We start from the raw sequence: 13,550 nt of genomic DNA, 5'->3' as shown, positions 1-13,550 counted from the left end.
GGCGTTTCGGCCTTTGCAATGACAGTGGTGCGATAAAAAATGGTTAATTCGAGGTAACGGCATGAGTGAACAAATAAGTGATCGCGCGGGATTGCCGAACCTTGTTGACAGGGTGAAACAATTCATTCCGGCAAGATTCCGGCGCGACGCCGCCGTTGTTCCGGTGGTGCGCCTGTCGGGCGTCATCGGTGCGGTGACGCCGTTGCGGCCGGGGCTGACGCTGGCGGGCATCGCCAAGACACTCGAACGCGCTTTCGCCACCAAACACGCCAAGGCGGTGGCGTTGGTGATCAATTCGCCCGGCGGCTCGCCGGTGCAATCGCGCCAGATCTATTTGCGGATCAGGCAGCTTGCCGCGGAAAAGAAACTGCCGGTGCTGGTATTCGTCGAGGACGTCGCGGCGTCCGGCGGCTACATGATCGCCTGCGCCGGCGACGAGATATTCTGCGATCCGTCCTCGATCCTCGGCTCGATCGGTGTGGTCGGCGGCAGTTTCGGTTTTCAGGACCTGCTCAAACGAATTGGAGTGGAGCGGCGGCTCTACACGGCAGGCGAGCACAAGGCGATGCTCGATCCGTTCCTGCCGGAAGACCCCGATGATGTCGCACGTCTGAAGGCGCTTCAGCGCGAGATCCACGCCATCTTCATCGCCTTGGTCAAAGGCAGCCGCGGTGCGCGCCTCAAGGACACCGACGACGTCTTGTTCACCGGCGAATACTGGGCGGGCGAGAAGTCCGTGTCGCTGGGCCTTGCGGACAAGATCGGCGATATCAGGTCGACGCTGCGCGAGCGCTTTGGCGAGAAGGTGCTGACGCCTGTCATTGCGCCCGCAAGCGGGATGCTGGCCGGGCTGTTGGGCCGGAAATCGCCGGGGGCGGGCTCGCTGGCCGCCTTTGATGGTATCGGGGGATTGCCGGATGAACTGATTTCGGCGCTCGAAACCCGGTCAATTTGGGCCAAATTCGGGTTCTAGCGATCAACTGGAGGTCAACGAGCCGCGCCATTTAGTCCCAAAAGCGGAATTGCGGCGCAGACCGGCTTGGGCGAGAATGCACCCATTGGGGGCTGACACGTGAACGACAAGGATCGACCGATGCCGCCGCTGATCGCATTCGCGGGTGCCCTGGGTGGGCTCGCCGTGGTCCGATGGGCCTACAAGACCGCCGTACGGATCAACAGGGAACTGGAAGACGCGCGACTGGCACGCGTCGCCGAGGCCGCCCAGACCGCCGACATTCCGACGCTGCGCCGCGACCCCGTCACCGGGGCTTATCGGCCGGGCTAGGACAAGCCAGACAAACCGCCAATTCGGCGATGCCGGACTTCCGGCATCGCCTTGATTCCCTGCCTCCGCGTCGATACGGTCCCGCGCTCTTAAACCCCCCTCGCGAGACCGATTCTGCCGATGGACGCTTTGCCTGCCCATATGCGCCCCGAACGTTCGTTCCAGGGCTTCATCCTTGCTCTCCAGCGGTTCTGGGCGGAGCAGGGCTGCGTGATCCTGCAGCCCTACGACATGGAAATGGGCGCGGGCACGTTCCATCCCGCGACGACGCTGCGCGCACTCGGGCCCAAGCGCTGGAACGCCGCCTATGTGCAGCCCTCGCGGCGGCCGAAGGACGGCCGCTATGGCGAAAATCCCAACCGGCTGCAGCACTATTATCAGTTTCAGGTGATCATGAAGCCGTCGCCGCCGAACCTTCAGGACCTGTACCTGAAGTCGCTCGCCGCCATCGGCATCGATTCGAGCCTGCACGACATCCGCTTCGTCGAGGACGATTGGGAGAGCCCGACACTCGGCGCATGGGGGCTCGGCTGGGAGTGCTGGTGCGACGGCATGGAAGTCAGCCAGTTCACCTATTTCCAGCAGGTCGCGGGCGTCGAATGCGCGCCCGTTGCCGGGGAGCTGACGTACGGGTTGGAGCGGCTTGCCTGCTACCTGCAAGGCGTCGACCGAATTATGGATCTCAATTTTAACGGCCGCGAAGGCGCTGAGAAGGTCACTTATGGCGAAGTGTTCTTCCAGGCCGAGCAGGAATATTCCCGGCACAATTTCGAGCACGCGGATACGGCGATGCTGTTCGAGCAGTTCAAGATGGCGGAAGACGCCTGCCGGAAATATCTCGCGGCCGGATGGAAAGAGACCAGCAATCGGAAAGAGCATCTGATGGCGCTGCCGGCCTATGACCAGTGCATCAAGGCAAGCCATGTATTCAACCTGCTCGACGCCCGCGGCGTGATCTCGGTGACCGAGCGGCAGAGCTACATCATGCGGGTGCGCGAACTGGCAAAAGCCTGCGGCGAAGCCTGGGTTCACACCGAAGCGGGCAGGGCGGTCTGATGCCTGATCTTCTGCTGGAGCTGTTTTCCGAGGAAATCCCCGCGCGCATGCAGGCGAAGGCGGCGGACGATCTGCGCCGCATGGTCACCGACAAGCTCGTCGCCGAGGGCCTGGTCTACGAAGGCGCCAAGGCGTTCGCGACGCCGCGGCGGCTGGCACTGACCGTGCATGGCATTCCGGCGCGGCAATCCGACCTGAAGGAAGAACGCCGCGGCCCGCGCGTCGGCGGGGCCGATGCGGCGATCCAGGGATTCTTGAAGGCTACGGGTCTGGCTCGGATCGAAGACGCCAAGATTCAAACCGACCCCAAGAAGGGCGATTTCTATATCGCGCTGATCGAAAAGCCGGGCCGCGCCACCATCGACGTGCTCGCCGAGATTCTGCCGGTCATCATCAGAACCTTCCCGTGGCCGAAATCGATGCGCTGGGGCGAACGTTCGACCAAGTCGGGTTCGCTCTCCTGGGTGCGGCCGCTGCATTCGATCATCGCGACCTTTGGGCTCGAGACCGAAGAGCCCGACGTGGTGAAGTTTTCCGTCGACGGCATCGAGGCCGGCCAAACCACGTTCGGCCACAGATTCATGGCGCCGGCTGCGATCTCCGTGCGCCGCTTCGAGGACTACGAAGCCAAGCTGAAGGCCGCAAAAATCGTGCTCGATTCGCAGGGCGCGCAAGGACATCATCCTGGCCGATGCTAAGGAGCTGGCATTCGCGCAAGGTTTTGAACTCGTCGAAGACCAGGTGCTGGCCGACGAAGTCGCGGGCCTCGTCGAATGGCCGATCGCGCTGATGGGATCGTTCGACGAGGAGTATCTCTCGATCCCGGGCGAGGTGATCCGCGCCACCATCCGCAACAACCAGAAATGCTTTGTCGTCAGCGATCCCAAGACGGGCAAGTTGACCAACAAGTTCATTCTCACCGCCAATATCGAAGCCACCGACGGCGGCAAGACGATCGTCGCCGGCAACGAGCGCGTGATCCGCGCGCGGCTGTCGGACGCGAAATTCTTCTACGAGACTGACCTGAAGACGAAGCTCGAAGCTCGCTTGCCGAAGTTCGATGGAATCGTGTTTCACGAAAAGCTCGGCACGCAGGGCGAACGGATCAAGCGCATCGAGCGGCTGGCCGCCGAGATCGCGCCGGTGGTCGGCGCCGACGTCGAAAAGGCCAAGCGCGCCGCGCATCTGGCGAAGGCCGATTTGCTCGCCGAAGTCGTCGGCGAATTCCCTGAGCTGCAAGGCTTGATGGGCAAGTACTACGCGCTGGCGCAGGGCGAAGACGCCTCCGTCGCAGCCGCAAGCGAGGAGCACTACAAGCCGCAGGGGCCGGCCGATCGTGTGCCAACCGACGCTGTTAGTGTTGCGGTCGCGCTGGCCGATAAGTTCGACACGCTGGTTGGGTTCTGGGCGATCGACGAAAAGCCGACGGGATCGAAAGACCCTTACGCCCTGCGTCGCGCGGCGCTTGGCGTCATCAGGTTGATTATCGAAAATACGTTGCGTCTGCCGGTCCTCGAGGCAGCCAAATCTGCAATGGCTGGCCTGTCGATCAAGGCTGATGCTGAAAAGCTTGCGAATGACCTGCTTGCATTTTTCGCCGACCGCCTGAAAGTCCAGCTTCGCGACCAAGGCGCGCGTCACGATCTCGTTGATGCCGTGTTCTCGCTAGGCGGCCAGAACGACCTGCTCCTGGTGGTCCGCCGCGTCGAGGCGCTCGGCAAGTTCCTCGACACCGATGACGGCAAGAACCTGCTTGCAGGGACCAAGCGTGCGAGTAACATCCTCTCGATCGAGGAGAAGAAGGACAAGCGTACGTTCGACGGTGCGCCGGATGCCGGGCTTTACAATTTGCCTGAGGAAAAGGCGCTCGCCAACGCGATCGATCAGGTCAAGAGCGAGGCCGGCGCGGCCGTCGCCAAGGAAGACTTCGCCACCGCGATGAGCGCGATGGCCAAGCTGCGTCCGGCGGTCGATGCGTTCTTCGACAAGGTCAAGGTCAATGATGATGAACCCAAGGTGCGCGAGAACCGACTAAAGCTCCTGAACGAGATCCGCGCGGCGACCCGCGCGGTTGCGGATTTTTCGAAGATCGAAGGCTAGATCATGGATCGTCAGACGCTCGCCGCTTACGACCTGGATGCGGCGGCGTTCGCGAAGGATTGGCTCGGTCAGCCGGCGCCCGTCGACCTGCAGGAAGTCGTCGAGCGGTTTTTCGTGCGCGGCGGCACTTCCGCCGATATCGGCTGCGGCTGCGGCCGCGAGGTCGCCTGGCTTCACGCGAACGGTTTTTCGGCCGTGGGCTTCGATCCTTCCGAAGGCCTGCTGAACGAAGCGCGCCGGCGATATCCCTCCCTCAAGTTCACGCATGCCGAACTGCCCGAGCTGCGCGGCGTCGGCACCTTCGATAACGTCCTGTGCGAAACCGTGATCATGCATCTCGACCGCAAGCAGATTGCGGCATCGGTTCGCCGGCTGCTCGATATCGTCAAGCCCAGCGGCATTCTCTATCTGAGCTGGCGTGTCACCGAGGGCGCCGATCTTCGCGACGCGCAGGGGCGGCTTTACACGGCGTTCGATGATGCGTTGGTGCTGACAGAACTGAAGGCAACGACGGTGTTGCTCGATGAAGAGGCGGTCAGCGCCTCCTCAGGGAAGAAGATTCACCGCCTCGTGGTGAAGAAGCCGGGACTGGAAATCAGGGAATAGTGATCTCGTGCCCCGGATGCTGCGCAGCGCCCAAGGCGCGTTCACGCGCGTCTTCGACGCGCTATGGCGGTGCGCTGCTAATCCGGGGCCCAGCATCACCGGTACGAATGGGTCCCGGCTCTGCGGAGCAGCGCTTCCGGACGATGCGTTGCATCGCCTAGGCTGCACCGCGTCCGGGACAAGAGTCACACAAAGAAAACCCCGCCCGGAGGGGACGCCGAGCGGGGCTTCGTGTCCGGTCGTATCTCGCGCACATCCGCTTGCGCGGCGCCCGGACCAATCGTTCAGGCTACTGAGGTCAATCGACCACCTGAACGATTCGACGCGAACGCGGTTCGACCAGCACCGTCTGTCCGTTCACCACGGTGTAGCGATAGGGCGTGACGGCGAACGATTGCGGCACGTCGTAATAGGTCACGCCGGCTTCCGGCAGCACTCCCCCCACGGTCACGCGCTCGGAAATCCTGTAGTTCGGCACGCGTTCCCGCACGATGTATTCGCGGAAGGCTGGACGCTGCTCGGCAGTGATGCCTTCGTGTTCGCCAATGACGACGGTGCTGCCGCCGGTGCCGGTCGTGGTCTGCGCCTGTGCCGCGATCGGGACGGCCATCGCGCCGGCGATCGCCGCAATGGCAAGTACTCTGTTCCGCATGGTCAACTCCTTCGCGAGAAGAGGCGCCGGCTTTCGCCAGCACAATGCGGGCCAATTCATCCCGTGCGGCATTGTTCCGGCAAAAGCGCGGCCTCATACGCGGCATTTCTGGGGAATTGTTGCGGAGGCTGGAACCCATTGAAGTGGTGGGCGTCTTGCTATTCCGAAACCGCGCCAGCGGTTAAGTTGCCATCCTCGATTCGATTCCCCTTCATCAGCCGGAGATTTCAATGACCATCACCGCTGCGAACGTCCCCGCGATCATCGCCCTGCTCGCGGGGATTTTTATCCTGATCATGCCCCGGCTGCTCAATTACATCGTAGCTATCTATTTGATCTTCGTAGGCCTGGTCGGTCTCGGCGTGTTCAAGATGTTTCGGTTCTAGCGCAGGAAAGCAGGGTTTCGCGGCTTGCGCGGAACCCCTCAAAATGGTGTAAGGCGCGCAATCTTCTCATCTTTTCGGATAGTTGGAATCCATGGCCAAAGCCGTCGCGAAGTCCAAGAAGGCTGCAGTGAAATCTGTAGCGAAATCAAAGCCATCGGCCCGGCCCAAGGCCGCCGCCACTGCCCCTTCCGCCCGCAAGGCGCTGAAGAAGGCCCCGGCCAAGCCGGTCGCCAAGGCCGCGGCCAAGAAGGCTGCGGTCCGCAAGCCGGCCGCTGAGGCGGTAAAATCCGGCAAGTGGGTCTATACCTTCGGGGACGGCAAGGCGGAGGGCAAAGCGGGCCTGCGCGACCTGCTCGGCGGCAAGGGCGCCAACCTGGCCGAAATGGCCAATCTCGGCCTGCCGGTGCCTCCGGGCTTTACCATTCCGACCTCGGTCTGCACCTATTTCTACGCGCACGACAAATCCTATCCCGCCGCACTGAAGGCGCAGGTCGAGAAGGCGCTCGACCATGTCGGCAAGCTGACCGGCAAGGCGTTCGGCGATTCGAAGAATCCGCTTCTGGTGTCGGTCCGCTCCGGCGGCCGCGCTTCGATGCCGGGCATGATGGACACCGTGCTCAATCTCGGCCTCAACGACAAGACGGTCGAAGCGCTTGCCGAACTCTCCGGCGATCGCCGCTTCGCCTATGACAGCTATCGCCGCTTCATCACGATGTATTCGGATGTGGTGCTCGGCTTCGAGCATCATCACTTCGAGGACATCCTCGACACCTTCAAGGACAGCCAGGGCTATACGCTCGACACCGATCTGTCCGGCGACGACTGGGTCGAACTGGTCGGCAAGTACAAGGAAGCCGTGGCGCGCGAGACCGGCAAGGATTTCCCGCAGGATCCGCACGAGCAATTGTGGGGCGCAATCGGCGCGGTGTTCTCATCCTGGATGAACACGCGCGCGGTGACCTACCGCCGCCTGCACGACATTCCGGAATCCTGGGGCACCGCCGTCAACGTGCAGGCCATGGTGTTCGGCAATATGGGCGAGACGTCCGCGACCGGTGTCGCGTTCACGCGCAATCCCTCCACCGGCGAGAGCAAGCTCTACGGCGAATTCCTGATCAACGCGCAGGGCGAGGACGTGGTCGCGGGCATCCGCACGCCGCAGGACATTACCGAGGAAGCGCGCCAGGAATCCGGCTCCGACAAGGCATCGATGGAAAGCGCGATGCCGGAGGCGTTCAAGGAACTGACGCGGTTCTACACGCTGCTCGAAAAGCACTACCGCGACATGCAGGACATGGAGTTCACGGTCGAGCAGGGCAAATTGTGGATGCTGCAGACCCGCGGCGGCAAGCGCACGGCGAAAGCGGCGCTGCGCATCGCCGTCGAGCTCGCCAATGAAGGGCTGATCTCGAAAAAGGACGCGGTGATGCGGATCGATCCGGCTTCGCTGGATCAATTGCTGCATCCGACCATCGATCCCACCGCCAAGCGCGACGTGATCGCGACCGGCCTGCCGGCCTCGCCCGGCGCGGCATCGGGCGAGATCGTGTTCTCGTCCGACGAAGCCGCCAAGCTGCAGGCCGACGGCCGCAATGTCATTCTGGTGCGCATCGAGACCAGCCCGGAAGACATTCACGGCATGCACGCCGCCGAAGGCATTCTCACCACCCGCGGCGGCATGACCTCGCACGCCGCCGTGGTCGCGCGCGGCATGGGCAAGCCCTGCGTCTCCGGCTGCGGCGCCATCCGCGTCGATTACGGCCGGGGCACGATGAGCATAGGCTCGCGCACCTTCAAGACCGGTGACGTCATCACGATTGATGGCTCGCTCGGCCAGGTGCTGGCCGGCCGGATGCCGATGATCGAGCCGAAACTGTCCGGCGAATTCGGCACGCTGATGGGCTGGGCCGATCAGGTTCGCAAGCTCGGCGTCCGCGTCAATGCCGACACGCCGGAAGATGCGCGCACCGCGATAAAATTCGGCGGCGAGGGCATCGGGCTGTGCCGCACCGAGCACATGTTCTTCGAGGAAACCCGCATCCGCACCGTGCGCGAGATGATCCTTTCCGAAGACGAACAGTCGCGCCGCGCGGCATTGTCGAAGCTGCTGCCGATGCAGCGCGCCGATTTCGTCGAGCTGTTCGAGATCATGAAGGGCTTGCCCGTCACGATCCGCCTGCTCGATCCCCCGCTGCACGAGTTTTTGCCGCACACCCAGGCCGAGATCGAGGAAGTCGCGCGTGCGATGAACACCGATCCCCGCCGGCTCGCCGATCGCGCCCGCGATCTTGCCGAGTTCAACCCGATGCTGGGCTTCCGCGGCTGCCGCCTCGCCATTGCCTATCCTGAAATCGCCGAGATGCAGTCGCGCGCGATCTTCGAGGCGGCGGTTGAAGCCGAAAAGCGCACCGGCAAGGCCGTCGGCCTCGAGGTGATGGTGCCGCTGATCGCGACCAAGGCCGAGTTCGACCTGGTCAAGGCGCGCATCGACGCCACCGCGCAGTCGGTGATGAAGGAGACTGGCAAGAAGCTTGCCTATCAAGTTGGTACGATGATCGAGCTTCCGCGCGCGTGCCTGATGGCCGGCGACATCGCGCAGACCGCGGAGTTCTTCTCGTTCGGCACCAACGACCTGACCCAGACCACCTACGGCATCAGCCGTGACGACGCCGCAAGCTTCCTCGGCACCTATGTCAGCAAGGGGATCCTGGAAATCGATCCGTTCATCTCGGTCGATCGCGACGGCGTCGGCGAACTGGTGAAGATCGGCGTCGCCCGCGGCCGCAAAGTCCGGACGAATCTGAAGGTCGGCATTTGCGGCGAGCATGGTGGCGACCCTGCTTCAGTGGCGTTCTGCCACGAGATCGGGCTCGACTATGTCTCCTGCTCGCCCTACCGCGTGCCGATCGCCCGCCTCGCCGCCGCGCAGGCCGCGCTCGGCAAGACGGTTGCAAGCCAGGCGTAGTTTAAACGCTCACTATCAACGGATACGACGTCATGCCCGGCCTTGTGCCGGGCATTCGCGTTTTGGCGCAGGCGCAAGAGCCGTCATTGCGAGGAGTGCAAGCGACGACTTGTCCGTCGAAGCTCTGCAAGCCAAGGCGGAAGCAATGACGACCGCTTCAGCACGATGAAGTGAATTGGGAACTCGCAAAGACCCGTCGCGACGTGGGCCGAGCGTCATGCGTACGTGCCCAGAAAATTTCTTCATCATCTTCGTTGACGGGATATTTACCACTTTCACCGAGGGGCCGTTTACCAACGCTTCTGATGCGATCCGCGAAAATCACGCGATGTCTTGCGTGTAACGCGCTGGCCACGCCGATTAACTCCCCGGCAACCTAAATTCGATATCAACAAAAAAGGTCGAATTGCACGGATGTACTGACGTTCGATCGTGTAAGCGTTGCGTGAGCGTATCGATGTTTGTGTTGCGTAACCAGCCGAAGGGCGCGCGGTTCGCGTCCTTCGGCCTCGGTCTTTGCGTCTTCGCATTGATGCCGACCGAGATCGGATATCAGGATATTGCTTCGCTGCTGGCGCGCCAGCCCGGCGTCGCCGAGCGTTGGCAGAAGCGGGTGTTCTCCTCCGCCGGCACCATCCAGGTCGCGACATTCTCTTTCGGCCGTCCGATCGGAACCTCCTCGCCGCAAACCGCGACCTACCGGCTGGCCAGCCTCGACAACCAAGGCATCGACATTACGGGAACCGTGACGCGCAATCCGCTCGCCGCTCCGCCGCCGCGTTATCACGCCGCCGATTTTCCCAAGGTCGATCGCACGCTGAAAGGCGATCGCCTCATCGTGACGCCGCCGCCTGCGGAAACCGCAGCCCCCGCCGAGCGCGCGCCAGCGATCGAGGACCCCGCGACATCGAATGCATCGGTCAAGGGCGCCAAGACCGCCGAGACGGCGCCGTCCGTCGAGCGCGCGCCGCTCGATCCCGAGCTGCAGGCCGCGCTGAGCGCGCCGCCGCTGGCGCAATACGACACGTCGCTATCGCTCGAAACCAGACCTCAGGACGATCTCAAGACTGTTCCGGAAGCGCGCGAGGCCGCGCGCACGCCTGCGACGCCGCGCGATGGTTTCTCCTTCAAGACCTCGAGCCTGTTCTTTGGTTCGTCGCTCGGCTCTCCCGAGAGCATCGAGCGCTGGCGACCCGGCGAAGAGCCTGTCATCGTAATGCCGGGCGCGATCGCCGATCCCGACATGAAGGTTATGGCCTCGCTGCCGGTCGATGCCGATGGTCCGGTGCGGGCCGGCGAGAGCGTTGCGCCGAAAGGCGAAGTCAATTCCGACAACCAGCGCGCCAAGACGCCCGCCGAACGTCTCGGCCTGTTCGACGAAAAGTCGCGCACCAAGTCGGAGAAGTGCCTGGCCGAGGCGATCTACTTCGAAGCCCGCGGCGAAGCCGTGCGCGGCCAGATCGCGGTGGCGCAGGTGGTGCTGAACCGCGCCTTCTCCGGCAAATATCCCGAAACCGTGTGCGGCGTGGTCTACCAGAACAAGCACCGCCACCTGGCCTGCCAGTTCACCTTCGCCTGCGACAACAACAAGGACGTCATTCGCGAACCCGAGATGTGGGAGCGCGCGCAAAAAATCGCGAAAGCGATGCTCGACGGCCAGCTCTGGCTGCCGGAAGTCGACAAGTCGACGCACTACCACGCCTATTGGGTGCGGCCGTCCTGGGTCAATGAAATGAAGAAGATGTCCAAGTTCGGTGTGCATACCTTCTACCGGCCGCGCGCCTGGGGCAACGGCAGCGATGCGCCGAGCTGGGGCACGGCCGCCGAGACCGCGGCGATCTCCGCCAGGCTCGCCGAAGCCGCACAAAGCTCGGCCGAGCAGGCCAGCGCGAAACGGTAGCGTCGCCTCCGTCGTCCCGCGTTCGTGGGGACGACAGCCCAACAAATTGCACTCATTGCCCTCGCTAATTTTGCAGGGCTGCCCTGCAGCGGAAAATTTTTCTACGGCACCCCTTGGGCTTTTCATGCATCTGCATTAACTCCCGGTAACGTTTCGTCCGGCGGTCCCGGGCGGCAGACCTGCGGGGAAACAAATGGCTGTAACGACCGGCGACCCACGTCCATCTTCCGGCCTTGGCACCTGGCGCACTCCGCTCGTCATCATCATCTGCGGCTGCGCGATCGCGCTGTTGAGCTTCGGGCCGCGCTCGAGCCTCGGCTTTTTCGTCCAGCCGATGAGCCGCGAGTTCGTCTGGGGACGCGACGTCTTCGGCCTCGCGCTGGCGCTGCAGAACCTGTTGTGGGGCCTCGGCCAGCCGATCGCGGGTGCCATCGCCGATCGCTTCGGTATCCTGCGTGTGATGATCGTCGGTGCGCTGCTCTATGCCGGCGGTCTGCTCCTGATGCGTTATTCGACGGCGCCGCTTTCGCTCGATCTCGGCGCCGGAGTTTTGATCGGCTTCGGTCTATCAGGCTGTTCGTTCAACCTGGTGCTGTCGGCGTTCAGCAAGCTGCTGCCGCCCGAGCGGCGCGGCTTTGCGCTCGGCGCCGGCACCGCGGCCGGCTCGTTCGGGCAATTCCTGTTCGCGCCGTTCGGCGTCGCGATGATCGACAATTTCGGCTGGCAGGCGGCGCTGACGGTGTTCGCTCTCCTGATGCTGCTGATCGTGCCGCTGTCGCTCGCGATCGCGACACCGCCTTCGACGTCGTCGAACGAGCCTGTCGGGGACCAGCAATCATTCAAGACGGCACTGGCGGAGGCGTTCGGTCATCGCTCCTACGTGTTGCTGGTGCTCGGCTTCTTCACCTGCGGCTTCCAGCTCGCCTTCATCACGGTGCATCTTCCGGCCTATCTCGCCGATCGCGGCGTCTCGGCGCAGACCGGCGGCTGGGTGGTCGCGGCCATTGGCCTCTTCAACATCATCGGATCGCTCAGCGTCGGCTGGCTGCAGAACAAGTATCCGAAGCGCTACATCCTGTCGCTGATCTATTTTGCCCGCGCACTGTCGATCATGGCGTTCATCTCGTTTCCGATCACCACCTTCTCGGCAATCGTATTCGGCGCTGTTACCGGCCTGACGTGGCTCTCGACGGTGCCGCCGACCTCGGCGCTGGTGGCGCTGATGTTCGGCACCCGCTGGTTCGCCACGCTGTACGGCTTCGCCTTCGTCAGCCACCAGGTCGGCGGCTTCCTCGGTGTCTGGCTCGGCGGCGTGGTGTTCGAGCAGTTCGGCTCCTATACGCCGATCTGGTGGCTCTCGATCATGTTCGGCGTGCTGTCGGCGCTGATCAACCTGCCGATCGTCGAGCAGCCGGTCGCGCGCCCGGTTGCACAACCCGCCTGATGCGGTAAACACTCCCGACACAGAAAAGCCCGGGGAGTTTGCCGTGGGAACGTTCAAGGCCATCAGGATCGACAAGGCGGACAGGGGTACCACCACCGCACTGACGCAGTTCGACGAAGCCGAGCTGATGGACGGCGACGTCACCGTTGCGGTCGAGTGGTCGACGCTGAACTACAAGGATGGTCTCGCCGTCACCGGCAAAGCGCCTGTGGTGCGACGCTTCCCGATGATCGCCGGCATCGATTTCGCGGGCACCGTCGAACAATCCTTACACCCGGCGTGGAAGGCCGGCGACAAGGTTGTCTGCAACGGCTGGGGCATGGGTGAGACCCATCTCGGCGCCTATGCCGAAAAAGCCCGCGTCAAGGGCGACTGGCTGGTAAGGCTGCCGGAAAACATCTCGACCCGCGAAGCGATGGCGATCGGCACCGCCGGCTATACCGCGATGCTGTCGGTGCTGGCGCTGGAAAAGCATGGCCTGACGCCCGCGAGCGGCCCTGTCGTGGTGACCGGCGCCGCCGGCGGCGTCGGCTCGGTCGCCACCGCCGTGCTCTCCAGGCTCGGCTACCACGTCATCGCATCCACCGGGCGCATGTCGGAGGCCGACTACCTCAAGGGGCTCGGCGCCGCCGAGGTGATCGACCGCGCCGAGCTCGCAGGGTCCGCCAAGCCGCTGGCGAAGGAGCGCTGGGCGGGCGGCGTCGACAGCGTCGGGTCGACCACGCTCGCCAACCTGCTCTCGATGACCAAATATGGCGGCGCCATTGCCGCCTGCGGCCTCGCCGCCGGCATGGACCTGCCGTCCTCGGTCGCGCCGTTTATTTTGCGCGGGGTGTGCCTTCTGGGCATCGATTCCGTGATGTGTCCGTTGCCCCAGCGCAGGCTTGCCTGGAACCGTCTCGCCAGCGATTTGGACAAGGCAAAACTGGCTGAAATTACTCAGGAAATCACCCTCGACCAAGTCGTCGGGGCGGGGGCGCAAATCCTCGCCGGCCAGGTCCGCGGTCGAATCGTGGTAAAAATTCTCTAACGTCGTTCAGACTTTACCAACCAACCTGCTCCAAATTGCCACGGTTGGTATGGTAAGCACGGGGTAAAGAGGCTTGCAGCATGGTCCGGCAAACTGGGGGCCCGGTTTCGTGCTCAAGCCAAGGCG

At 63.4% G+C, this 13,550-nt stretch carries 10 protein-coding genes and 1 pseudogene; 10 read left to right on the top strand and 1 reads right to left on the bottom strand.

Annotated elements, in window-relative coordinates; translation table 11 throughout:
- Window positions 1-61: 61 nt before the first annotated feature.
- The 5 genes and pseudogenes from V1279_RS25500 to V1279_RS25480 all read left to right on the top strand — a co-directional run bounded on the left by V1279_RS25500 (window position 62) and on the right by V1279_RS25480 (window position 5,047).
- Window positions 62-973, top strand: a complete 912-nt coding sequence (locus tag V1279_RS25500) for a S49 family peptidase (protein WP_334441529.1) — start codon at window positions 62-64, stop codon at window positions 971-973.
- A gap of 120 nt (window positions 974-1,093) precedes the next feature.
- Window positions 1,094-1,285 carry a hypothetical protein gene (locus V1279_RS25495; RefSeq protein ID WP_108518521.1) on the top strand — a complete coding sequence of 64 codons (192 nt, stop codon included), beginning with the start codon at window positions 1,094-1,096 and terminating at the stop codon, window positions 1,283-1,285.
- A gap of 120 nt (window positions 1,286-1,405) precedes the next feature.
- The gene (locus V1279_RS25490) at window positions 1,406-2,341 is read left to right on the top strand and encodes a glycine--tRNA ligase subunit alpha (RefSeq protein ID WP_334441526.1); all 936 of its coding nucleotides are present in this window, start codon (window positions 1,406-1,408) and stop codon (window positions 2,339-2,341) included.
- Window positions 2,341-4,441: pseudogene (glyS, locus tag V1279_RS25485) on the top strand (glycine--tRNA ligase subunit beta). Before V1279_RS25490 ends, glyS begins: the two are co-directional and overlap by 1 nt.
- Window positions 4,442-4,444: 3 nt before the next feature.
- Window positions 4,445-5,047 (top strand): class I SAM-dependent methyltransferase, encoded by a 603-nt coding sequence (locus V1279_RS25480; protein WP_334441523.1) that lies wholly within the window; start codon window positions 4,445-4,447, stop codon window positions 5,045-5,047.
- Between the two features lie 298 nt (window positions 5,048-5,345).
- Here the strand turns inward: V1279_RS25480 and V1279_RS25475 are convergent, their stop codons facing one another.
- A complete protein-coding gene (locus tag V1279_RS25475) occupies window positions 5,346-5,699 on the bottom strand; it encodes a DUF1236 domain-containing protein (protein WP_334441520.1) in 354 nt (117 codons plus the stop codon).
- 230 nt (window positions 5,700-5,929) lie between these two features.
- Between V1279_RS25475 and V1279_RS25470 the strand changes: the two genes are divergently transcribed.
- From V1279_RS25470 to acuI, 5 genes are all read left to right on the top strand, one after another.
- Window positions 5,930-6,085, top strand: a complete 156-nt coding sequence (locus V1279_RS25470; RefSeq protein ID WP_334441517.1) for a DUF3096 domain-containing protein — start codon at window positions 5,930-5,932, stop codon at window positions 6,083-6,085.
- A 91-nt stretch (window positions 6,086-6,176) separates the two neighbouring features.
- Window positions 6,177-9,050 (top strand): pyruvate, phosphate dikinase, encoded by a 2,874-nt coding sequence (ppdK, locus tag V1279_RS25465; protein ID WP_334441515.1) that lies wholly within the window; start codon window positions 6,177-6,179, stop codon window positions 9,048-9,050.
- 457 nt (window positions 9,051-9,507) lie between these two features.
- Entirely contained in the window at window positions 9,508-10,950 is a 1,443-nt protein-coding gene (locus V1279_RS25460; protein WP_334441512.1) for a cell wall hydrolase, read from the top strand.
- 193 nt (window positions 10,951-11,143) lie between these two features.
- The gene (locus tag V1279_RS25455; RefSeq protein ID WP_334441509.1) at window positions 11,144-12,394 is read left to right on the top strand and encodes an MFS transporter; all 1,251 of its coding nucleotides are present in this window, start codon (window positions 11,144-11,146) and stop codon (window positions 12,392-12,394) included.
- 43 nt (window positions 12,395-12,437) lie between these two features.
- On the top strand, window positions 12,438-13,424 hold the full coding sequence (gene acuI, locus V1279_RS25450; RefSeq protein WP_334441506.1) for an acrylyl-CoA reductase (NADPH): 987 nt from the start codon (window positions 12,438-12,440) through the stop codon (window positions 13,422-13,424).
- Window positions 13,425-13,550 lie beyond the last annotated feature (126 nt).

Origin of the sequence: Bradyrhizobium sp. AZCC 1610 (assembly GCF_036924515.1) — a bacterium.
Lineage (GTDB): Bacteria > Pseudomonadota > Alphaproteobacteria > Rhizobiales > Xanthobacteraceae > Bradyrhizobium.
Note: the sequence above shows the minus strand (reverse complement) of the source record. Positions and strands in the feature narration are given on the sequence as shown.

Excerpts from the sequence above, each read along its gene's own strand:
- V1279_RS25475 (WP_334441520.1), bottom strand. The coding sequence starts at position 5,699 with ATGCGGAACAGAGTACTTGCCATTGCGGCGATCGCCGGCGCGATGGCC.
- V1279_RS25455 (WP_334441509.1), top strand. The coding sequence starts at position 11,144 with ATGGCTGTAACGACCGGCGACCCACGTCCATCTTCCGGCCTTGGCACC.
- V1279_RS25480 (WP_334441523.1), top strand. The coding sequence starts at position 4,445 with ATGGATCGTCAGACGCTCGCCGCTTACGACCTGGATGCGGCGGCGTTC.
- V1279_RS25490 (WP_334441526.1), top strand. The coding sequence starts at position 1,406 with ATGGACGCTTTGCCTGCCCATATGCGCCCCGAACGTTCGTTCCAGGGC.
- V1279_RS25460 (WP_334441512.1), top strand. The coding sequence starts at position 9,508 with ATGTTTGTGTTGCGTAACCAGCCGAAGGGCGCGCGGTTCGCGTCCTTC.
- V1279_RS25495 (WP_108518521.1), top strand. The coding sequence starts at position 1,094 with ATGCCGCCGCTGATCGCATTCGCGGGTGCCCTGGGTGGGCTCGCCGTG.
- V1279_RS25500 (WP_334441529.1), top strand. The coding sequence starts at position 62 with ATGAGTGAACAAATAAGTGATCGCGCGGGATTGCCGAACCTTGTTGAC.
- V1279_RS25470 (WP_334441517.1), top strand. The coding sequence starts at position 5,930 with ATGACCATCACCGCTGCGAACGTCCCCGCGATCATCGCCCTGCTCGCG.
- ppdK (WP_334441515.1), top strand. The coding sequence starts at position 6,177 with ATGGCCAAAGCCGTCGCGAAGTCCAAGAAGGCTGCAGTGAAATCTGTA.